At 62.0% G+C, this 21,081-nt stretch carries 16 protein-coding genes; 10 read left to right on the top strand and 6 right to left on the bottom strand.

From position 1 onward, the window contains the following. Positions 1–20: 20 nt before the first annotated feature. The 3 genes from infB to rimP are packed head-to-tail and all read right to left on the bottom strand — an operon-like array spanning position 21 to position 4,875. Positions 21–2,891: a translation initiation factor IF-2 gene (gene infB, locus EV669_RS02015; protein ID WP_132097749.1), complete on the bottom strand. Its 2,871-nt coding sequence runs from the start codon at positions 2,889–2,891 to the stop codon at positions 21–23. Between the two features lie 36 nt (positions 2,892–2,927). Next, complete coding sequence (nusA, locus tag EV669_RS02010; protein ID WP_054285053.1) at positions 2,928–4,406, bottom strand: transcription termination factor NusA; 1,479 nt, start codon at positions 4,404–4,406, stop codon at positions 2,928–2,930. 43 nt (positions 4,407–4,449) lie between these two features. Further along, complete coding sequence (rimP, locus tag EV669_RS02005) at positions 4,450–4,875, bottom strand: ribosome maturation factor RimP (RefSeq protein ID WP_054285054.1); 426 nt, start codon at positions 4,873–4,875, stop codon at positions 4,450–4,452. Positions 4,876–5,153: 278 nt separating this feature from the next. Between rimP and EV669_RS02000 the strand changes: the two genes are divergently transcribed. From EV669_RS02000 to serS, 9 genes are all read left to right on the top strand, one after another. Next, a complete protein-coding gene (locus tag EV669_RS02000; RefSeq protein ID WP_132097748.1) occupies positions 5,154–6,833 on the top strand; it encodes a long-chain-fatty-acid--CoA ligase in 1,680 nt (559 codons plus the stop codon). 86 nt (positions 6,834–6,919) lie between these two features. Next, positions 6,920–8,068: a PilT/PilU family type 4a pilus ATPase gene (locus EV669_RS01995; RefSeq protein WP_055433543.1), complete on the top strand. Its 1,149-nt coding sequence runs from the start codon at positions 6,920–6,922 to the stop codon at positions 8,066–8,068. 12 nt (positions 8,069–8,080) lie between these two features. Then, complete coding sequence (locus EV669_RS01990) at positions 8,081–8,431, top strand: arsenate reductase (RefSeq protein ID WP_054285056.1); 351 nt, start codon at positions 8,081–8,083, stop codon at positions 8,429–8,431. Then, the gene (gene dapE, locus EV669_RS01985) at positions 8,428–9,558 is read left to right on the top strand and encodes a succinyl-diaminopimelate desuccinylase (protein WP_132097747.1); all 1,131 of its coding nucleotides are present in this window, start codon (positions 8,428–8,430) and stop codon (positions 9,556–9,558) included. The genes EV669_RS01990 and dapE overlap by 4 nt, the downstream gene beginning before the upstream one ends. A gap of 92 nt (positions 9,559–9,650) precedes the next feature. Further along, positions 9,651–10,280: a MarC family protein gene (locus EV669_RS01980; protein ID WP_054285058.1), complete on the top strand. Its 630-nt coding sequence runs from the start codon at positions 9,651–9,653 to the stop codon at positions 10,278–10,280. Between the two features lie 107 nt (positions 10,281–10,387). Beyond that, positions 10,388–11,980 carry an NAD+ synthase gene (locus tag EV669_RS01975; RefSeq protein WP_132097746.1) on the top strand — a complete coding sequence of 531 codons (1,593 nt, stop codon included), beginning with the start codon at positions 10,388–10,390 and terminating at the stop codon, positions 11,978–11,980. Between the two features lie 12 nt (positions 11,981–11,992). Next, positions 11,993–12,598, top strand: a complete 606-nt coding sequence (gene lolA, locus EV669_RS01970; RefSeq protein WP_054285060.1) for an outer membrane lipoprotein chaperone LolA — start codon at positions 11,993–11,995, stop codon at positions 12,596–12,598. A gap of 128 nt (positions 12,599–12,726) precedes the next feature. Further along, the gene (locus EV669_RS01965; RefSeq protein ID WP_132097745.1) at positions 12,727–14,040 is read left to right on the top strand and encodes a replication-associated recombination protein A; all 1,314 of its coding nucleotides are present in this window, start codon (positions 12,727–12,729) and stop codon (positions 14,038–14,040) included. Positions 14,041–14,042: 2 nt separating this feature from the next. Further along, complete coding sequence (gene serS, locus EV669_RS01960) at positions 14,043–15,329, top strand: serine--tRNA ligase (protein WP_054285062.1); 1,287 nt, start codon at positions 14,043–14,045, stop codon at positions 15,327–15,329. Positions 15,330–15,420: 91 nt separating this feature from the next. On the opposite strand, the gene EV669_RS14170 is transcribed toward serS, so the two are convergent. The 3 genes from EV669_RS14170 to rimO all read right to left on the bottom strand — a co-directional run bounded on the left by EV669_RS14170 (position 15,421) and on the right by rimO (position 19,491). Further along, complete coding sequence (locus tag EV669_RS14170; RefSeq protein WP_318271269.1) at positions 15,421–16,179, bottom strand: putative bifunctional diguanylate cyclase/phosphodiesterase; 759 nt, start codon at positions 16,177–16,179, stop codon at positions 15,421–15,423. Positions 16,180–16,213: 34 nt separating this feature from the next. Next, positions 16,214–17,965, bottom strand: a complete 1,752-nt coding sequence (locus EV669_RS01955) for a diguanylate cyclase domain-containing protein (protein ID WP_318271268.1) — start codon at positions 17,963–17,965, stop codon at positions 16,214–16,216. 233 nt (positions 17,966–18,198) lie between these two features. Beyond that, positions 18,199–19,491, bottom strand: a complete 1,293-nt coding sequence (rimO, locus tag EV669_RS01950) for a 30S ribosomal protein S12 methylthiotransferase RimO (protein ID WP_318271267.1) — start codon at positions 19,489–19,491, stop codon at positions 18,199–18,201. Between the two features lie 243 nt (positions 19,492–19,734). On the opposite strand from rimO, the gene EV669_RS01945 reads away from it, so the two are divergent. Further along, positions 19,735–21,051 carry a methyl-accepting chemotaxis protein gene (locus EV669_RS01945; RefSeq protein WP_132097744.1) on the top strand — a complete coding sequence of 439 codons (1,317 nt, stop codon included), beginning with the start codon at positions 19,735–19,737 and terminating at the stop codon, positions 21,049–21,051. Positions 21,052–21,081: the final 30 nt, after the last annotated feature.

The raw sequence follows: 21,081 nt of genomic DNA, 5'->3' as shown, positions 1-21,081 counted from the left end.
ACCCGCCCTGAGCCGGCAACTTACAACGTGCGGGCCACTTCCACGATTTCGAACACTTCCAGCTGGTCGCCTTCACGGATGTCGTTGAAGTTCTTGAGCATCAGACCGCATTCATAGCCCTGCTTCACTTCCTTGACGTCGTCCTTGAAGCGCTTGAGCGAGTCGATCTCGCCGGTGTGCATCACGACGTTGTCGCGGATCACACGCACCGAGGCGCTGCGTTTGACGATACCGTCGGTCACCATACAACCGGCGATGTTGCCCACCTTGGAGACAGTGATCACTTGGCGGATCTCCACCGTACCGATGACCTGCTCCTTCTTCTCTGGCGAGAGCATGCCCGACATGGCCGCCTTCACGTCATCCAGCGCATCGTAGATGATGCTGTAGTAGCGGATCTCCACGCCTTCGGACTCGGCAAGTTTGCGGGCGGCGGCATCAGAACGAGTATTGAAGCCGATCACGATGGCCTTGGAGGCGATCGCCAAGTTGATGTCGGACTCGGAAATCCCCCCGACACCCGAGTGCAGGATGTTGACGCGCACTTCGTCCGTCGACAGTTTCTGCAGGCTCTGAGCCAGCGCTTCGTAGGAACCCTGCACGTCTGCCTTGATGATGATGGACAGCGTCTGAACTTCACCTTCGGCCATCTGGGCAAACATGTTCTCGAGCTTGGCAGCCTGCTGCTTGGCAAGACGTACGTCGCGGAACTTACCTGCACGGAACAGCGCAATCTCACGGGCCTTCTTCTCGTCGGCCAGCACCATTGCATCTTCGCCAGCGGACGGAACATCGGACAGCCCCAGGATTTCCACGGGGATCGATGGACCGGCTGCGTCGATCGGCTTGCCGTTCTCGTCCACCATCGCACGGACACGACCGAAGGCGGTGCCGGCGAGGACGATGTCCCCCTTGTGCAGGGTGCCGGACTGCACCAGCAAGGTGGCCACAGGGCCACGGCCCTTATCGAGACGGGCCTCGACGATGACACCCTTAGCGGGCGCATCCTTCGGGGCAGTCAGTTCCAGCACCTCGGCCTGCAGCAGAATCGCCTCGAGCAGTTGATCGATCCCTTGTCCGGTCTTGGCCGAAACCTCGACGAACATGGCATCGCCACCCCAGTCTTCCGGTACAACTTCCTGGGCAACCAGTTCCTGACGGATACGCTCGGGGTTGGCGCCTTGCTTGTCGATCTTGTTCACTGCCACCACGATAGGCACCTTGGCCGCCTTGGCATGGTGGATGGCCTCAATCGTCTGCGGCATCACGCCATCGTCGGCCGCTACCACGAGGATCACGATATCGGTGGCCTTGGCACCGCGAGCCCGCATGGCGGTGAACGCCTCGTGCCCCGGCGTATCCAGGAAGGTGACCACACCGCGCGGGGTTTCCACATGGTAGGCACCAATGTGCTGGGTAATGCCACCGGCCTCGCCCGCCGCCACTTTGGCACGACGGATGTAGTCCAGCAGCGATGTCTTGCCATGGTCGACGTGACCCATGACGGTCACGACCGGCGGACGCGGCTGCGCCTCGACCTCGGTCACGCCGTCAGTGTTTTCCAGATAGGCCTCCGGATCATCTGCCTGGGCGGCCTTGGCCACGTGGCCCATTTCCTCCACTACGATGATGGCGGTTTCCTGGTCCAGTACCTGGTTGATGGTCACCATCATGCCCATCTTCATGAGCACCTTGATCACCTCTACCGCTTTTACTGCCATACGGTGGGCGAGGTCGGCCACGGTGATGGTTTCAGGCACCAACACCTCGTGAACGATCGGCTCGGTGGGCGCATGGAAGGCGTGCTGGCCACCGCCGGACTTATTCTTGCCGCCCTTGCGGGATTTCCAGTCGTTTCCGGCATCCCCGCCACGGGTCTTGAGGCCGCGGCCTTTCTTGCCGTTGTCATCCCAGCTGCGATCGCCGGCCTTCTTACCTTTTTTGTCGGCAGAGGGACTACCCGGACGGGCGCTACCCGGCGCAGGCGCGGCAGCGGGAGCCGGACGGCCCTGGCCACCCGGGGCCGGACGCGCAGCCGGTGCACCACTGCGTGTCGGTGCTCCAGCAGCGGGACGCGGACCGCGACGGTCGTCAGCAGCCGGCCGTGCCTCGGCAGCACGTGGTGCGGGCTCTGCAGGCTTAGGCGCCGGAGCCTGGGCGGCCGCCTGTGCAGCGGCTCGGGCAGCCTGACGGCGCTCTTCCCGTTCGATCTTCTCGCGCATCAGCGCCTCTTGGCGAGCGCGGAACTCGGCCTGGCGGCGTGCCTCGGCTTCGCGCGCTGCGATCTCCTCAGGCGTCAAAATGGAAGCCTGAGTGGGCGCAGCTGCGCGCGGAGCCGGCTTGGCCGGTTCGGGCTTGACTTCTGCCTTGGGCGCCTCGGCAGCAGGCTTCGGCTCCGCCTTGGCGGGCTCGACAACTGCTTTCGGAGCAGGGGCCGGCTTTTCTTCCACCTTTTCCGGTGTAGCCGCTACCGGTGCCACGGGGGTCTCTACCTTGACAGGCGCAACCGGCGCTTCTGCCGGAAGGATCGGTGCTTCCGCCTTCACAGGCTCGGCCACCGCTACGGCCGGCTGCGGCGCGGCGGGCGCTGCTGCAACGGGCGCATCTTCGGGGCGAACCACCACCCGCTTCTTGCGGGTTTCGACGCGAACGGTGCTGCCGTCAGCGGTGCGGATCTCGCTCGTCTGCTTGCGGGTTACGGTAATGGCACTGTTGCCTGCCGCTCCCCCATGTGCGCGCTTCAGGTATCCCAGAAGCTGCGACTTGTCCTGCTCGGAAAGGGTGTCGTCAAGCGAACGCTTGGCTACGCCCGCCGCTTTCAGCTGCTCCAGCAACCGATCCGGAGACATGCCAATTTCGCTTGCGAACTGTCTTACGTTAGTCAATACCATGCGTGTTCCCAAATTTCCTCGAATCCTTGCGGAGCCTTACTGGTTGAACCAGTGCTCGCGTGCTTTCATGATGATGGCGCGGGCAGCCTCCGCGTCGATGCCGATCATGTCGGTCAGGTCGTCCACGGCCAGATCCGCCAAGTCATCGCGGGTCACAACCCCCTGTTCGGCCAAGGTGCGAATCATCTCCGCGCTCAGGCCGTCGATCGATTTCAGATCGTCGGAGGCTGCTTCCACTTTCTCTTCGGACGCGATCGCAAGGTTGAGGAGTGCGTCGCGGGCACGGCTGCGAAGATCGTTCACGAGGGTTTCGTCGAAGCCCTCGATTTCCAGCATTTCGTTGATCGGTACATAGGCCACTTCCTCCAGCGAGGTGAAGCCTTCCTGCACCAGCGTATTGGCCACGTCTTCCGGCACGCTCAAGTGCGTGACGAAGAGTTCGCGCAGGGCGGCATCCTCGGCCTGATGCTTTTCCTCTGCCTCGGCCACGGTCATGATGTTGAGGTACCAGCCGGTCAGCTCGGCGGCGAGCTTGACGTTCTGGCCTCCACGGCCGATAGCCAGGGCCAGTTGCTCTTCCTCGACGACCACATCCATGCTGTGATTGTCTTCGTCGATCATGATGCGGTTTACCTCTGCAGGTGACAACGCATTGATGACGAACTGGGCCGGATCCGGTGCCCAGAGGACAATGTCGATGCGCTCGCCGGCCAGTTCCTGTGTTACAGCCTGGACGCGGGAGCCGCGCACGCCGATGCAGGTACCCTGCGGGTCAATGCGCGGGTCGTTGGCCTTGACGGCGATCTTGGCGCGCATTCCCGGGTCGCGGGCTGCCTCCTTGATCTCCAGCATGCCTTCCTCGATTTCGGGCACTTCGAGTTCGAAGAGCTTGACCAGAAATTCGCGTGCTGTGCGCGACAGAATCAGTTGCGGACCACGACCCAGACGGTCGATACGGAGCAGATAGGCCTTCACGCGGTCGCCCACGCGCAGGTTCTCTTTCGGAATCATCTGCTCGCGCGGCAGCACGGCTTCTAGCTTGCCGCATTCTACGATGGCATTGCCGCGCTCGATGCGCTTCACGGTCCCGGTAACCAGATGTTCACGGCGCTGCAGGAAGTCGTTCAGCAGCTGTTCGCGCTCGGCATCGCGGATCTTCTGCAGGATGACCTGCTTGGCAGTCTGCGCACCGATGCGACCGAACTCGACGGCTTCCAGCGGCTCCTCGATCACGCCGCCCACTTCCGCGCGTGGGTCGCGCTCGCGGGCATCGGTCAGACCGATCTCACGGGCCTCGAACTCGACCATGTCGTCTTCCACAACCGTCCAGCGACGGAAGGACTGGTGCTGGCCCGTCTGGCGGTCGATCTCGACGCGCACATCCACTTCGTCTTCGTTGAACTTCTTCTTGGTCGCCGAAGCGAGCGCCAGTTCCAGCGCCGAAAACACCACTTCCTTGGCTACGTTCTTTTCACTTGCCAGCGCATCCACCAGCAACAGAATCTCGCGACTCATGCAATCCTCCGAAATTTATCCTTTGCGCGGGTCCGCATCCGACTCAGAACTCCGGCTCCAGCCGGGCCTTGTCGATGTTGCTGAACGGAATCACCACGGTGCGTCCTTCGACCTCGAGCTTGACGGCGCCATCCTCGACGCCGGCCAGACGGCCCAAGAACCTTTTTTGCTGTTCGATCGGCAGGCGGGTCCGGATCTTGGCCAGCTGCCCGGTGAAGCGCACGAAGTCGGCCTCCTTCTTGAGAGGGCGGTCCAGCCCGGGAGAGGAGACTTCGAGGCGCTCGTAATCCACATTTTCTACAGTAAAGAGGCGGGTCAGGTGGTTGCTGACCTGTACGCAGTCCTCGACGGTAATGCCACCGGGCTTGTCGATGAACACACGGAAGCTCCCCCCTGGGGCGAGCTCGAAATCGACGAGCTCGTACCCCAGGCCGGGCAGCGTGTTGTCTAGAAGAGAACGTACATCCATTGCGGTTTCCGGAAACAAAAAATGGGCGAGCCGCCCATCCCTAAATACTTGGATTCTAATGCATTCAGCGCGAAAAGGGAACCACGCGCACGGGTTGCGGAAACGGGACGGGGCAAGGCCGCTGTCATGGGCCCACTTTGCGGGCCAGTCACTCTCCTGTAAATTAACTGCGCCCGAAAAGGCTTTGCCGGGCCATAACAATAGCTAACGCAGCAACTACGACACTCGTTGGGCTCCGCTTCGCGGAAACGCCCGCACGCACGATGGAGAAGCACAACATGGAAAAGGTCTGGCTGAAGAATTACCAGCCTGGGGTAAGCCACGAGATCGACGTGAACGAATTCCGCTCGGTGGTGGAAGTCTTCGAACGCAGTGCGGCCAAATTCCGCGATCGCCCGGCCATGGCCAACATGGGCAAGGTCCTCACCTATAGCGACCTCGACCGGCTTTCGGCCAACTTTGCCTCCTTCCTGCAGCATGGTCTGGGGCTCAAGAAGGGCGACCGCGTGGCGGTGATGATGCCCAACCTGCTGCAGTACCCCATCAGTGTCTTCGGTACACTGCGCGCTGGCATGACGGTAGTGAACGTCAATCCGCTCTATACGCCGCGCGAGCTGGAGCATCAGCTCAATGACGCAGGCGTGGAAACCATCGTCATCCTGGAAAACTTTGCCAGCGTACTGGAAGAGGTCATCCGCAAGACCAAGGTCAAGAACGTGATCCTGGCTACCATTGGCGACCTGCTGGGCTTCCCCAAGGGCCTGATCACCAATCTGGTGGTGCGCAAGGTCAAGAAGATGGTACCGCCTTTTCGTCTGCCGGGCGCCATTGGCTTCAAGGATGCCTTGGCCCGCGGTGCGCACAAAGCGCCGGCACCGGTGGACATCGGCCACGATGACATTGCCTTCCTGCAATACACTGGGGGCACCACGGGTGTTTCCAAGGGCGCCATGCTGCTTCACCGCAACATCATCGCCAACATGCTGCAGGCCGGAGAGTGGGTGAAGCCGGTGGTACGGGAAGGTCAGGAAGTCATTGTGACTGCCCTGCCGCTGTATCACATCTTCTCGCTGACCGCGAACCTGATGGTGTTCACCAAGGTGGGGGCGCTGAATGTGTTGATCACCAATCCGCGCGACATCCCCGGCTTCATCAAGGAAATGAAACAGTACAAGGTGACCGCGATGACCGGCGTGAACACGCTGTTCAACGCCCTGCTTCACCATCCAGACTTCAAAACGATCGACTTCTCCACGTGGCGCGTGGTGCTGGGCGGCGGCATGGCCGTGCAGAAGGCGGTGGCCGACCAATGGAAGGCGGTCACGGGCGTGCCGCTGATCGAGGCCTACGGATTGACGGAAACCAGCCCGGCGGCGTGCATCAACCCGATGGATCTGAAAGAATACAACGGCACCATCGGCGTACCGGTGCCTTCCACGGACATCGAGATCCGCGATGGTGATGGCAAGCCCGTGGCCCCTGGTGAGCGGGGTGAGCTGTGGATCAAGGGACCGCAGGTGATGAAGGGCTACTGGAACCGCCCTGACGAGACGGCCAAGGTGATCGACGCCGAAGGCTTCCTAGCCACGGGGGACATGGCTGTGCTGACCCCGGAAGGCTTCGTGAAGCTGGTGGACCGCAAAAAGGACATGATCCTTGTGTCGGGGTTCAACGTGTATCCCAACGAGGTGGAGGACGTGGTCGCAGCCCATCCGGGCGTGCTGGAGGTGGCATGCATCGGCGTACCCGACGAAAAGTCCGGTGAGGTGGTGAAGATCTTCGTGGTACGCAAGGATCCCAGCCTCACCGTGGAGGCGCTGCGTGAGTACTGCCGGCACAACCTGACCGGCTACAAGGTGCCGAAGTACATCGAGTTCCGGGACGAACTGCCGAAGACCAACGTCGGCAAGATCCTGCGTCGGGCGCTGCGCGACCAGGAAGTGGCAAAATCGGCCTGACCGGGTCTGGCCGCAAGCCCGCCTGTCGGCGGGCTTTTTTGTTGAGGGGGTACCACCCTGCCCCCGTAACCGCAGGATGACGAAGCATGTTGATGCTGCCCTTTTTCCGTCTGATGGCCGAAAAGAAAGCCAGTGATCTTTTCTTCACCGCTCATGCAGCGCCGCAGATCAAGATTGACGGTACCACGCTGCCGGTCAACGACAAGCCTTTGGCCCCTGAGACCGTTCGCCAGTTGGCTTACAGCCTGATGAACGAGGCCGAGATCGCGCGCTTCGAGACCGAGCTGGAAATGAATTTCGGCCGGCAGGTGGAGGGGTTGGGCAACTACCGCATCAACATCTTCCGCCAGCGGGGACATGTTGCGATGGTGATCCGCTACATCCTGCCGAACATCCCTTCGCTGGAGGCGCTGAACCTGCCGGAGAAACTGCGCCCGCTGGTAGAGCAGAAACGCGGCCTGATTGTGGTGGTCGGTGCGACCGGCAGCGGCAAGAGTTCCACCGTTGCGGCACTGCTCGAAAACCGCAACCAGCGCATGAGCGGGCACATCCTGACGGTGGAGGATCCGATCGAGTTCATCTACGCGCACGGCAAGTCGATCGTGAACCAGCGCGAGATCGGGGTAGACACGCTCAATTACCAGAACGCACTTAAAAACGCGATGCGCGAAGCGCCGGACGTGCTGATGATCGGCGAAATCCGTGATGCGGAGACGATGACATATGCGATCAACTACGCACAGTCCGGCCACCTGTGCCTGTCCACGCTGCATGCCAACAACAGCTATCACATGCTCAACCGCATCATCAGCTTCTTTCCGCCAGAATCGCGGACAGCCCTGCTGATGGACCTGTCGGTCTCGCTGCGTGCGGTCATTTCGCAGCGGCTGATCCCCACCGTGGACGGCAGGCAGGTCCCTGCGATCGAGCTGATGGTCAACACCCCGCACATCGCCGAACTGATCCGCAACGGACAGATCGACCAGATCAAGGAAGCCATCGAGAACAGCATGAGCGATGGTGCCCAGACCTTTGAACAATCACTTTTCCGGCTGTATCAGGCGGGCCGCATCACCCTCGACGAAGCGTTGCGAAACGCAGACTCGCCCACCAACCTGTACTGGCTGGTCAATCATGCGCAAGACAAGAAGAGCAGCGACGCCCCGGCGACTCCGCTGCCCAGCCCCCACGACGGAGACGCGCCGCGCTTCGACGGTTTTACCCTTAACGACTGACCGCCCACCACCATGACCACGATTTACGGCATCCCGAACTGCAGCACCGTCAAGAAGGCCCGCCAGTGGCTGGCCGACCAGGCTATTGACGCCACATTCCACGATTTCAAGAAGCAGGGTGTTCCCGGCCCGGCCCTGGCCGAATGGGTGCAAAAGGCGGGGCTCGATACCGTGCTCAACCGCAAGGGCACCACCTGGCGCGGCCTGAGCGACAGCGACAAGGCGCAGGCCGATACGCCGCAGGGCGCGCTGGCCCTGCTTTCGGCCAACCCTTCCCTGATCAAGCGCCCGGTGCTGGAGCACAAGGGCCAGCTGCTGATCGGCTTTGACGAGTCCCGCTACCGCGAGGTGTTCGACCGATGAGCCGCTCTACCCTTGCCCTGACCGAAGCCCTGATCCGGCGCGACTCTATTACCCCACATGATGCCGGCTGCCAGCTGCTGATGATCGAGCGCCTGGAAGCACTCGGCTTTCAGGTGGAGCAGCTGCGTTTTGGCGAAGTGGACAACTTCTGGGCCCGCCGCGGCAATGGCGGCCCCGTCCTGTGCTTTGCCGGCCATACCGACGTGGTCCCCACCGGCCCGATGGAAAAGTGGCACACCCCGCCATTCGAGCCCACGATTCGGGACGGCTACCTTTACGGACGCGGCGCGGCCGACATGAAGGCATCGCTGGCCGCCTTCATCACTGCCATCGAGGACTTCGTCCAAAGGCACCCCAACCACAGCGGCAGCATTGCCCTGCTCATCACGTCCGACGAAGAAGGCGTTGCCCATGACGGTACCGTGCGTGTGGTGGACTGGCTGGAAGCGCGAGGCGAGACCATCGACTACTGCATCGTGGGCGAACCGACCTCGACCAGCACGCTGGGCGACACCATCAAGAACGGCCGGCGCGGCTCGCTGTCGGGCACGCTGACCGTCAAAGGCCAACAGGGTCATATCGCCTACCCGCATCTGGCGCGCAACCCGGTACACCTGCTGGCGCCGGCGCTGGCCGAGCTGACGGACACGGTATGGGACCGGGGCAATGCCCATTTCCCCCCCACCAGCTGGCAGGTGTCCAACCTGCATGCAGGCACTGGCGCCACCAACGTCATCCCGGGCACCTGCGAGGTGAAGTTCAACTTCCGCTTCTCAACCGAAAACACCGCCGACACCCTCAAGCAGGGCGTGCATGCCATCCTGGACCGTCACGGGCTCGAATACGACCTGGAGTGGGCGCTTTCGGGCAATCCCTTCCTGACGGAGCCGGGCACGCTCACCGCCGCGCTCGGCGAGGCGATCAGTGAGGTGACAGGTCTGTCGCCCGCCCTGTCCACCAGTGGCGGCACGTCCGATGGCCGCTTCATCAAGCGCATCGCGCGTGAACTGGTGGAGTTCGGTCCGGTCAACGCCACCATCCACAAACTGAACGAGTGCGTGGCGGTGGAAGACATTGAACGTCTTTCGGCGGTATACCGCAGGACGCTGGAAAAACTGCTGGCGTGACCGCCTTCCGGGTGCGGCGTGTCCCGTACCCGGAGAAACCTGTCCCATACCGGATTGAGCCCTTTCGGGCCAGCCGCTACCATCAAGGCATTATGGAACTCGAAATCGCCAAAATCTTCATCTCGCTCCTGGTGCTGGTCAATCCGCTGGGTGCCATCCCCATCTTCATCAGCCTGACGCCGCGCTCCAGCCAGGCGGAGCGCAAGCGGATCGCCAAGACATCCGCCACCGCCGTGGCCGTAGTGGTCGGCGTTTTTGCCCTGGTCGGCGAATCCCTGCTGCGTTTTCTGGGCATCAGTCTTGGCTCGTTCCAAGTGGGTGGCGGGCTGCTGGTGATGCTGATCGCCATTGCTCTGATGAATGCCCAGCCCGCACCGACCAAAACCACTGACGAGGAGCGCGAGGAAGCCGAAGCGCGCACCAATATCGCCGTCGTGCCGATGGCCATCCCGTTGCTCACCGGCCCGGGCACCATTTCCACCGTCATCATTTATGCCTCCAGCGGGCAAGGCTGGCTGCAGCTTCTGTATCTGGTGGTCAGCGGCATCCTCGTTGCCATCACCTGCTACGGTGCGCTGGTCATGGCCTCGCCCATCAGCCGGCTGCTGGGCCAGACCGGAATCAACATCGTGAACCGGGTCATGGGCATGCTCCTTGCCGCGGTATCGGTCGAGATTGTGGTGGACGGGGTTTACCGTCTCTTCCCGCAACTGACTCGCTGAACACGCCGGGCCCGCACGCACACCCGGTTTTCCTGGTCCCCCGCCATGCCGCCGTGCTGGGTTAGAATCGGGGGCTTTGAATTTTTCTTCGCGGACAGCTCACTTCCATGCGCATTGCACTGGCCCAATTCAATCCTGTCGTCGGCGATCTGGCCGGCAACACCCGCAAGATCCTCGACCTCGCGCAGGAAGCTATGCGCGCCGGCGCCGATGTCCTGGTGACTCCGGAACTCGCCCTCACCGGCTACAGCCCGGAAGACCTGCTACTGCGCGATCACTTCTACAAGGCGTGCGATGCGGCCTTGGATCAACTGCTGGAGCTGGATGGCATTACCTTGGTAATCGGCCATCCGGTCAAGCTGGGCAACGAACGGTTCAACGCCGCGACCGTCCTGCGCGACGGCAACCGGCTGGGGCAGTACCACAAGATGCTGCTGCCCAACGATGAAGTATTCGATGAATGCCGCTACTTCCTGCCGGGCGCTGCTCCTCTGGTGTTCGAACAGAACGGCACCAAGGTGGGTGTGCTGATTTGCGAGGATGTGTGGGCTCTGGACCCGGCCGCCGAGACCGCCGATGCCGGAGCAGAGGTGGTGGTGGTGCTCAACGCTTCACCCTTCCACCGCAACAAGATTGAAACCCGGCGCGAGATCGTGGCCTACCGGGTTCAGGAAACCGGCCTGCCGTTTGCCTATGTCAACATGTTTGGTGGCCAAGATGAGCTGGTGTTCGACGGAGGCTCCTTCGCACTCAACAAGGCTGGGGAAGTGGTGGCGCAAGCCCCTGCCTTTGCCGACAGCCTGCTGATGGTGGACTTCGACGACGGCGATCTGCAAGTTGGCGCGCGTACTGCCCTGCCCGGGCCGGAGGAAAGCGTTTACCGCACCCTGGTGACCGGTGTACACGACTACATCACCAAGAACGGGTTTCCGGGGGTGCTGCTCGGCCTCTCGGGCGGGATCGACTCGGCGCTGACACTGGCGATCGCCGTGGATGCCCTGGGTGCCGACAAGGTGCATGCGGTGATGATGCCCTCACGCTACACCGCCGATATCAGCGTGGACGACTCTCGCGACATGATCGCCCGCCTGGGGGTGAAGTACGAGGAAATCGCCATCTGGCCGATCTTCGAGAGCTTCCGCAGCGCGCTTGCCCCGAGCTTCGCAGGGTTGGCCGAAGATACCACCGAAGAAAACCTGCAGGCCCGTATCCGGGGGACCCTGCTGATGGCGTTGTCCAACAAGACCGGCAAGCTGGTGCTGACCACGGGCAACAAGTCGGAGATGACCACCGGCTACGCCACGCTGTATGGCGATATGGCAGGTGGCTTTGCAGTATTGAAAGATGTGGCCAAGACTCTGGTATACCAGTTGGCCGAATGGCGCAATGCGCAAGGGGAAGTGATTCCGCGCCGCATCATCGAGCGCCCGCCCTCCGCGGAACTTCGTCCCGACCAGAAAGACCAAGACAGTCTGCCGCCCTACGATGTGCTGGATGCCATCATGCAGCGCTACGTCGAGTTCAACCAGTCGGCCGAGGACATCATCGCCGACGGATTCGAAGAGAGCGACGTGTGCCGTGTGGTGCGCCTGCTCAAGATCAACGAGTACAAGCGGCGCCAGGCGCCGGTGGGCCCGCGCATCACACAGCGCGCCTTCGGCAAGGACTGGCGCTATCCGATCACCAACCGATTCAGCTAACCGGACGACTGCATGAAAAAAAGCTTCTTTGCCCTGTCGATGCTGGTGCTGGCGCCGTTTGCTAGCGCTGCTGCCATTCCGCAACTCAAGGCCTTCGTGGCCGAAAGCCGGACCCTTTCGGCCAGCTTTCACCAAACGGTGACGGCCAAAGGCAAGCGTGACGAGGCGCAGGGCACGCTGGAGATCGCCCGCCCTGGCAAATTTCGCTGGAACTACAACAAGCCTTACGACCAGCAGATCGTAGGCGACGGCAAGAAGCTGTGGATCTACGATCGGGAGCTAGCGCAGGTGACTACAAAGCCGCTTGATGCCGCGCTGGGTTCCAGCCCAGCAGCGCTCTTGGCCGGTAGCAACGCGATCGAGCGCGACTACACGCTGAAGGAAGCAGGCACCCAGAACGGCCTGGAGTGGCTGACGGCCGCCCCGCGCAAATCCGAGAATACCTTCGAGTCGATTCGCATGGGGTTTAGCGGTAACACCCTGCGTGAGATGGAGCTGGCCGACAGCTTTGGCAACGTCACCCGCATCCGCTTCGACAACCTGAAGAAGAATCCGCCGATTGCAGCCTCGCACTTCACCTTTACCCCGCCCAAGGGAGTGGACGTGCTGAGCGAGTGAGAAAGGCAGCGCCCCCAGGAACAGCCCTGCCCCGTTGTGGCGGGGCTTTTCTTTTGCCGGACACCGCTTCTGACGCTGGCGGCCCGATGCATTAAACTGGCCGATTGAGCCTTGTGACACCGTCGCCCATGGATGATCTATTCCAGCACGAACCCCGCAAACCGTTGGCCGAAGCACTGCGGCCCGGTTCGCTTGACGAAGTGGTCGGTCAGGCACACCTGATCGGCCCGGGCAAACCCCTACGACTGGCCGTGGAGTCCCGCACGCCCCATTCGATGATCCTATGGGGCCCGCCGGGTGTGGGCAAGACCACGCTGGCACGCATTCTGGCGCGATCCTTCGACGCCGAGTTCATCCCGCTTTCGGCGGTGTTCTCTGGCGTCAAGGACATTCGTGAGGCCGTGGAGCGCGCCCAGACGCTCCTGGCACAGAGCGGACGTCATACCATCCTGTTCGTGGATGAGGTTCACCGCTTCAACAAGGCCCAGCAGGATGCTTTTTTGCCGTATGTGGAATCCGGTCTGCTGACCTTCATCGGGGCCACCACCGAAAACCCCTCGTTCGAGGTCAATTCCGCCCTCCTCTCCCGCGCGCAGGTGTACGTGCTGCACAGTCTGAGCGATGAGGAGATGCGGCAGCTTATCGGCCGTGCCCGTGACAGCGGTGCCTTGGCAGGGCTGTCATTCGATGCCGCAGCCGAAAGCATCCTGATTGGCTATGCCGATGGCGATGCCCGCCGGCTCCTCAACCTGCTGGAGCAGGTACGCACCGCGGCCCAAGTGCGCGGTGCCACGACGGTCGATGCCGCCTTTCTCGAGGAGGTGCTCACCCTCAATGCCCGACGCTTCGACAAGGGGGGAGATGCCTTCTACGATCAGATCTCGGCCCTGCACAAGTCGGTGCGCGGCTCACATCCGGACGCCGCACTCTACTGGCTGACGCGCATGCTCGACGGAGGCGCCGACCCGCGTTATCTGGCGCGCCGCCTGATCCGCATGGCGTGGGAGGACATCGGCCTGGCCGACCCACGCGCCGCCGAGGTAGCCATGAACGCGGCCGATACCTATGAGCGGCTGGGCAGCCCCGAAGGCGAGCTGGCCTTGGGCCAGGCCGTGATCTATCTGGCTGTGGCCGCCAAGAGCAATGCCGGTTACAACGCGTATAATGAGGCCCGAGCCTTCGTAAAGAAGGACCGCTCGCGCGAGGTGCCGGTGCATCTGCGCAATGCCCCGACGCGGCTGATGAAGGAACTGGGTTACGGCAAGGCCTACCGGTATGCCCACGATGAACCGCATGCCTATGCCGCAGGAGAGACCTATTTGCCAGACGGCATGGAAGAGCCGGGCTGGTACCGGCCTGTGCCCCGCGGCATGGAACTCAAGATCTCGGAAAAACTGGCGTTTCTCAGACAACTGGACGCACAGGCGAAACAACAGGAATAAAAATGCTCGATATTCAATTGCTAAGGAACGATGTGCAGGCGGTGGCCAACCGTCTGGCACTGCGTGGCTATGTACTGGACACCGAACTGTTCGCCTCGCTGGAAAGCGAGCGCAAGGCGCTGCAGACCCGCATGCAGGACCTGCAGGCCCGACGCAATGCCACGTCCAAGCAGATTGGCGAAGCCAAGCGCAAAGGAGAGGACGTCTCGGCCATCATGGCCGATGTGGCATCCCTCGGTGACGAGCTGAAGGCTGCCGAAGGCGCCTTCGAGGTGGTACAGAAGAAGCTGGATGAATGGCTACTGTCCATCCCCAACCTTCCGCACGAGTCCGTCCCCTCCGGCCGGGACGAGCAGGACAATGTGGAAGTGCGCCGTGTGGGTACGCCCCGCGCCTTCGACTTTGAGGTGAAGGATCATGTCGACATCGGCGCGCCGCTGGGCCTGGATGCCGACACCGGGGCCAAACTGTCCGGCGCTCGCTTTACCGTGCTGCGCGGTGACATCGCCCGGCTGCACCGCGCCCTTGCGCAATTCATGCTCAATACCCACACCGGCGAGCACGGCTACACGGAGATGTACACACCGTACATCGTCAACGACTACGTGCTGTACGGCACCGGCCAGTTGCCGAAGTTTGCCGAGGACATGTTCAAGGTGCAGAAGGGTGACGATGACAGCGGTACCGCTCAGTACCTGATTTCCACTTCGGAGATCACGCTGACCAATACCGTGCGCGAGAGCATCCTCAAGGCCGATGAGCTGCCGATCCGCCTGACGGCGCATTCGCCATGCTTCCGCTCGGAGGCTGGCGCTTACGGTCGTGACACGCGCGGTATGATCCGACAGCACCAGTTCGACAAGGTGGAAATGGTGCAGATCGCCCATCCGGACCACTCCTTCGAAGCATTGGAGGAAATGGTGGGCCATGCTGAGGTGATCCTCCAGCAGCTGGGACTACCCTACCGTGTAGTCACACTGTGCGCGGGCGACATGGGCTTCGGCGCTACCAAAACCTACGACCTGGAAGTGTGGCTGCCCGCGCAGCAAACCTATCGCGAGATCAGCTCCTGCTCCAATATGGGCGATTTCCAGGCACGGCGCATGATGGCCCGGTTCAAGGACGAGAACGGCAAGAACCGGCTGGTGCACACGCTCAACGGGTCGGGTCTGGCGGTGGGACGCACCTTGGTGGCCGTGCTGGAGAACTACCAGAATGCCGATGGGAGCGTCACTGTTCCGGAGGTACTGCGTCCTTACATGGGCGGCAAGGAACGCATCGGCAGCTGAAGAAGCCATATCGAAACGACAAAACGCCGGCCTTGCCCGGCGTTTTGCTTTGAATCGCTCCGGCCTGCGCTAGGGTTGGCCGAAGCCTGGTCTAGCGAGCGCCCTTGAGGTCCTCGGCCTGCTGTGCCCGCAGTCGTGCTTCGAACTCTGCGGGTGGCAACGGGCGGCTGAATAGGTAGCCTTGCGCCCAGATGCAGCCGTTGCGCAGCAGAAACTCCCGATGCTCCTCCAGCTCCACCCCTTCGGCCACCAGATCCAGTCCCAGACTGCCAGCAATCGAGATGATCGCGCGCGCAATCGCGGCATCATCCCGGTCTTCGTGCAGGTTGAGCACAAATGAGCGGTCGATCTTCAGCCCCCGTACCGGCAGGCGCTTCAGGTAGGACAGCGAGGAGTAACCGGTGCCGAAGTCGTCGATGGAGAGATAGACGCCCAGCTCCTGCAGACGGTACAGCACGTCGATCATGCCGCTGTCGTCGTCCATCGCCACGCTTTCGGTTACTTCCAGCTCCAGGCAGTCGCTGGGCATCCCCAGGTCGGAAAGGGTTCGGTTGACCAGCTCTGCGATCCCGCCGAACTTGAGCTGGCGGCCGGAAATGTTGACCGCGATCCGGCCCGGGAAGAGTGCCTGGCGCTTCCACTCGGCCACGGTCTCGCAGGCCGTGCGAAACGCCCATTCGCCCAGGCTGACGATCAGCGAGCTCTCCTCGGCGATGGGGATGAAAACCGCAGGCGATACCATGCCCATCTCCGGATGCTGCCAACGGATCAGGGCTTCGGCGCCGATGATGCGCCCGGTGGCCAGCTGCACCTTGGGCTGGTACCACACCTGGAGTTCGTCCTGCGCCAACGCACGGTGCAGCGCATACTCCAGACGCAGGCGCTCAAGGCGCCCGCGCGTTCATGTCGGCCGTGTAGAACTGGAAGGTGTTCTTGCCCCGCTCCTTGGCGCGATACATCGCGGTATCGGCATTCACCAACAGGGTATCGGCGCTGGTGCCGTCTTCGGGGTACATGCTGATCCCCACGCTGGCCGAAACGAAGACCTCCTGGCCCGACACCACCGTTTCGCCGGAAATCTGGTCCAGCACCGCCTGCGCCTGGCTAGCCACCTGCTGCACTGTACCGACGTTCTCCAGCAGGATGATGAACTCGTCCCCCGAAAGCCGCGCCACTGTGCCATCCGCCGGTACGCTGCGACGCAGACCTTCGGCAATCTCGCACAACAGCTCGTCGCCGGCATGATGGCCGAGCGTGTCGTTGACCAGTTTGAAGCGGTCCAGGTCGATGAAGAGGAGCGCACACCGCTGATGGTTGGACTTGGCGTGCATCACCGCCATCTGCAGCTTTTCGATGAACAGTGTGCGGTTGGGCAGTCCGGTCAGCGCGTCGTGGTTGGCGAGAAAGTGCAGCCGCTCCTCGGCCTGCTTGCGCTGGGTGATGTCCGAGAAGACCGCAACATAGTTGGCAAAGCCACCGCTCTCGTCGCGGATGCCGGTGATGCTGAGGTGCTCGGTATACAGCAGGCCGTTCTTGCGGCGGTTGATTACCTCTCCTTGCCAGAAGCCCTCCTTCTTGAGGTTGTTCCACAGGTGCTCGTAGAACTCTGGGGCCTGCTTGCCGGATTTGAGGATGGCGGGCGTCTGCCCGATGGCTTCTTCGGCCGAATAACCGGTGATGCGGGTAAAGGCCGGATTGACGGAACGGATGATGCCGTACCCATCGGTGATGAGGATGCCTTCCAGGGTGGATTCAAACACCTTGTCGGCCAGAAGCAGGCTCTGGCGCGAGCGCAGCAGTGCCTCATCCCGCTCGCGAAGGGCATGGTGCAGTTCCAGCACGAACTCATGTTCGATGTTCTGCAGGATATCGCCAAGGCCGACGATATGGGCCAACTGGCCTGCATTGTCGAGCACACCCAGGTGCCGCACCTGATGCTGGATCAGCAGCCGTCGCGCCTGCAGCAAGCTGGTTGAGGCCGGCAGCGACAGCAGCGTGGCCGAGCTGGCCTCCCCTGCCGTGGAGGCGCGACCGCCCTGGGCCAGAAGGCGGATGACATCGCGCTGGGTAAGGATGCCGTGGCTGCCATCGGCAAAGCGGACCCCGAGCGCATCCACCGTCAACGCACGCATGCGGTTGATGGCATCCCGGATGTCGGCGCCAGCGTCAATCACTCCCGCAGGGGTGAGTTCCAGCGCGTCCAGCCGCTTGAGGCCAAGAAAAGCCTCGGCGCCGTGGTTGAAGATAATGTCGGTGACCGAAACCACGCCGAGGTACTGCTTGCCATCGGACACCAAGGCATGGCGGATATTGTTCTTGCGGAACACGCCGGTGGCATCGTGCACCGTCATTTCCCCGGTCAGGGTGACCACTGGCTGGCTCATTACCTCCGAAATCGGCTGACGACAGCTCTTCTCGTCGGAAAAGTCCACTTTCAGGGCATCGGTTTCGGTCCAGATGCCCAGGGCCTCCCCGGTTTCGTTCATCACGATGATAGAGCCGCAACGCGTCTCGGCCATGCGCCGGGCAGCTTCGAACACCGGCGTCTCCGGCGCGCAGCTGAGGATGTCGGGTGTCACGATCTGCTTGATGGGTTGCAGAAGCTGGGACATGGCCTTGGTTTTGGTTTCAGACATCAGCGAGATCGGGCAGCCCGCGAGAAGGGCTGAACATTATTCATTCTCAAAAAAACGGTAACCCGGGACTTGTTCCCGAGGCCTCGCTGCAATGCCCGAGGTCAAATCCGCACGAGCTTTCAGCTTTTGTTGAGGCCGAGGCAGCCACTATAGTGGAAATGCTGAACAAATAGTTTGCATTTGATCAATACCACAAATATTGACAGCCCCGGTGCAACTCCGTTCCTGCCCGCTCAGAGCCTTTCTGCCCAAAGATCATGTTCGCTGGCATCGACGATGGACACGTTGGCAAACGCTCCCGGAGCCAGACCAGCGCTATCCTCAATGAAGACCAGCCCGTCGATCTCGGGCGCATCGGCGTAGGTGCGGCCGATCGCGGTACCCTCGTCGTCGATTTCGTCGATCAGCACCTGCATGGTTCGGCCAACCTTGGCCGCGAGCTTGGCCGCACTGATTTCGGCCTGCACCTCCATGAAACGAGCCTTGCGGGCCTCCTTGATCTCCTCGGGTACAGACCCCGGCAGGGCATTGGCGGCAGCGCCGTCGACGGGCGAGTAGGTGAAGCACCCGACGCGATCAAGCCGGGCCTCGCGCAGGAAGGCCAGCAGTTCCTCGAAGTCCGCCTCGGTCTCGCCGGGGAAGCCGACGATGAAGGTGGACCGCAGCGCGATGTCTGGACAGATGGCGCGCCAGTTCTCAATGCGCTTGAGCACGTTATCGACATTGGCCGGACGCTTCATTGCCTTGAGCACGCGCTGCGATGCATGTTGGAAAGGAATGTCCAGATATGGCAGCAGCTTGCCCTCGGCCATCAGGGGGATAACCTCATCCACATGCGGATAGGGGTACACATAATGCAATCGGGTCCAGATGCCCAGCCGGCCCAGCTCCTCGCACAGCTCCGTCATCCGCGTCCGGACCGGACGACCGTTGTGAAAGCCCAGCCGGTAACGCATGTCCACCCCGTAGGCAGAGGTATCCTGCGAGATTACCAGCAGTTCCTTCACACCACTGCGTGCAAGGTTCTCCGCCTCGCGCAGCACGTCGTGCACCGGTCGGCTGACCAGGTCCCCCCGCAGGGAGGGGATGATGCAGAAGGTACAACGGTGGTTACATCCTTCGGAAATCTTGAGATAGGCGTAGTGACGCGGGGTGAGCTTGATGCCCGCCTCCGGTACCAGATCCACGAAAGGATCATGCGGCTTGGGCAGGTGGGCATGCACTTGGCTGAGTACTTCGTCGGCTGCATGCGGGCCGGTGATGGCGAGTACCGAGGGGTGCACCTGACGTACCACATCGTCTTTGGCGCCCAGGCAGCCGGTGACAATGACCTTGCCATTTTCGTTCAGCGCTTCACCGATGGCATCCAGCGATTCGGTGATGGCGGAATCGATGAAACCACAGGTATTCACCACGACGAGGTCGGCCCCGTCGTAGCTGTCGGCGATGTCGTAACCTTCCGCCCGCAGGCGGGTAATGATCTGTTCGGAATCCACCAGGGCCTTCGGGCAACCAAGGGACACCATTCCAATGCGCGGGGCTTTCATGCTGGGCAGTACGAGTTAGAAATAAAAATCGCAAAGTATACAACCCTTTAAAGCACCCTGACTGAAGAGTTCGTCTGTGAAAGTCATGAGGCGGCACGGGTAGCACTGACACTAGGGGAAATCCGCCATGGTCCTGGTCAGCAGGCGGTGTATGCTTGTGAAAACAGCCCTGCCCGCCGCGCTGCCGTCCGATAGCAGGCCCCACCAGAAGGAGACCCCACCATGTTCAACAGCGCCCTCAAGAAGGATATGCTTGCCTGCCAGGCGCGCAATGCCGAACTCGAAGCCACGCTCGCCGCCATTCGCAGCGCCCTGGCACAGATCGAGTTCGCACCGGACGGCACCATCCTCGATGCCAACCCCCTCTTCCTGAACACGGTCGGCTATACGCTGGAGGAAATCCGTGGCCAGCATCATCGCCTGTTCTGCAGCCGCGACGAGGTGACAAGCCCCGGTTATACCCGCTTCTGGGAACGGCTTAAATCCGGTGAGAGCTTTACCGACAAGTTTCTGCGTTACGGCAAAGGCGGGCGGGAAATCTGGCTGGAGGCAAGCTACATCCCCCTGCGCGGGGCGGATGGCCAGGTACGCCGCATCCTCAAGCTCGCGTCCGACATCACTGCGCGCATCCGCAAGGCACAAGTGCAGGACAGCCTGGTGAATGCGCTCAACCGGTCGACGGCCGTCATCGAGTTCGACCTGGAAGGCCGGGTGGTGAACGCCAACGAGAACTTTCTGGAAATGATGGGCTACCGCCTGGAAGACATCCGTGGCCAGCATCATCGGATGTTCTGCGACCCGTCCGAGGCCGATGCACCCGATTACCGGGGGTTCTGGCAGCGCCTCACGCAAGGCGAATACATCTCGGGGCGCTTCCGGCGTCTGGACCGCAACGGCCGCACGGTATGGCTGCGCGCCACCTACAACCCACTGTTCGATGCACGGGGGCGGCAGTATGGCGTGGCGAAGTTTGCCACCGATGTCACCGAGCAGACGCTGCAGCGCGAAGAAGAACATCAGGCGGCACAGCTGGCCTATGTCATCTCGCAGAAAACCGACGAGAGCGCCAGCGCGGGCGCGGCCGTGGTACGCGAGACTGTCAGCGTGGTGCAGCACATCGCAGGCGAACTGCAGGGTGTGTCGCAGGACATCGGCGCCCTTAGCCAGCAGTCTGACAGGATCAGTTCGATCGTGGAGACGATCAGCGGCATCGCCGACCAGACCAACCTGCTTGCGCTCAATGCGGCGATTGAGGCTGCCCGGGCGGGCGAGATGGGACGCGGCTTTGCGGTAGTGGCCGACGAGGTGCGCCACTTGGCGGCCCGCACCAGCCAGGCAACGATCGAGATCGCCGACGTGGTGCGCCAGAACCAGGCACTGGCAAAGAGCGCGGTGGACAACATGCAGGCCAGCCGAAGCAAGGCCGAGCAGGGGGTGGCGTTGGCCAACAGCGCCGGCGCCGTAATCGTGGAGATCCACGAGGGCGCCCGGCAGGTCGTGGATGCAATCGGCCGATTTGCCGATGCGTTGAAGCAATAGCCGGCTTCGGCCAAGGCACAAAAAACCGGC

This window comes from Gulbenkiania mobilis (genome assembly GCA_004346645.1).
GTDB lineage: Bacteria > Pseudomonadota > Gammaproteobacteria > Burkholderiales > Chromobacteriaceae > Gulbenkiania > Gulbenkiania mobilis.
This window is presented reverse-complemented; position numbering and strand designations above follow the sequence as displayed.

Excerpts from the sequence above, each read along its gene's own strand:
- rimO (WP_318271267.1), bottom strand. The coding sequence starts at position 19,491 with ATGGTGTCCCTTGGTTGCCCGAAGGCCCTGGTGGATTCCGAACAGATC.
- rimP (WP_054285054.1), bottom strand. The coding sequence starts at position 4,875 with ATGGATGTACGTTCTCTTCTAGACAACACGCTGCCCGGCCTGGGGTAC.
- EV669_RS01945 (WP_132097744.1), top strand. The coding sequence starts at position 19,735 with ATGTTCAACAGCGCCCTCAAGAAGGATATGCTTGCCTGCCAGGCGCGC.
- dapE (WP_132097747.1), top strand. The coding sequence starts at position 8,428 with ATGAGCCGCTCTACCCTTGCCCTGACCGAAGCCCTGATCCGGCGCGAC.
- EV669_RS01995 (WP_055433543.1), top strand. The coding sequence starts at position 6,920 with ATGTTGATGCTGCCCTTTTTCCGTCTGATGGCCGAAAAGAAAGCCAGT.
- lolA (WP_054285060.1), top strand. The coding sequence starts at position 11,993 with ATGAAAAAAAGCTTCTTTGCCCTGTCGATGCTGGTGCTGGCGCCGTTT.
- EV669_RS01975 (WP_132097746.1), top strand. The coding sequence starts at position 10,388 with ATGCGCATTGCACTGGCCCAATTCAATCCTGTCGTCGGCGATCTGGCC.
- serS (WP_054285062.1), top strand. The coding sequence starts at position 14,043 with ATGCTCGATATTCAATTGCTAAGGAACGATGTGCAGGCGGTGGCCAAC.
- EV669_RS02000 (WP_132097748.1), top strand. The coding sequence starts at position 5,154 with ATGGAAAAGGTCTGGCTGAAGAATTACCAGCCTGGGGTAAGCCACGAG.
- EV669_RS01990 (WP_054285056.1), top strand. The coding sequence starts at position 8,081 with ATGACCACGATTTACGGCATCCCGAACTGCAGCACCGTCAAGAAGGCC.
- EV669_RS01965 (WP_132097745.1), top strand. The coding sequence starts at position 12,727 with ATGGATGATCTATTCCAGCACGAACCCCGCAAACCGTTGGCCGAAGCA.
- nusA (WP_054285053.1), bottom strand. The coding sequence starts at position 4,406 with ATGAGTCGCGAGATTCTGTTGCTGGTGGATGCGCTGGCAAGTGAAAAG.
- EV669_RS01955 (WP_318271268.1), bottom strand. The coding sequence starts at position 17,965 with ATGTCTGAAACCAAAACCAAGGCCATGTCCCAGCTTCTGCAACCCATC.
- infB (WP_132097749.1), bottom strand. The coding sequence starts at position 2,891 with ATGGTATTGACTAACGTAAGACAGTTCGCAAGCGAAATTGGCATGTCT.
- EV669_RS01980 (WP_054285058.1), top strand. The coding sequence starts at position 9,651 with ATGGAACTCGAAATCGCCAAAATCTTCATCTCGCTCCTGGTGCTGGTC.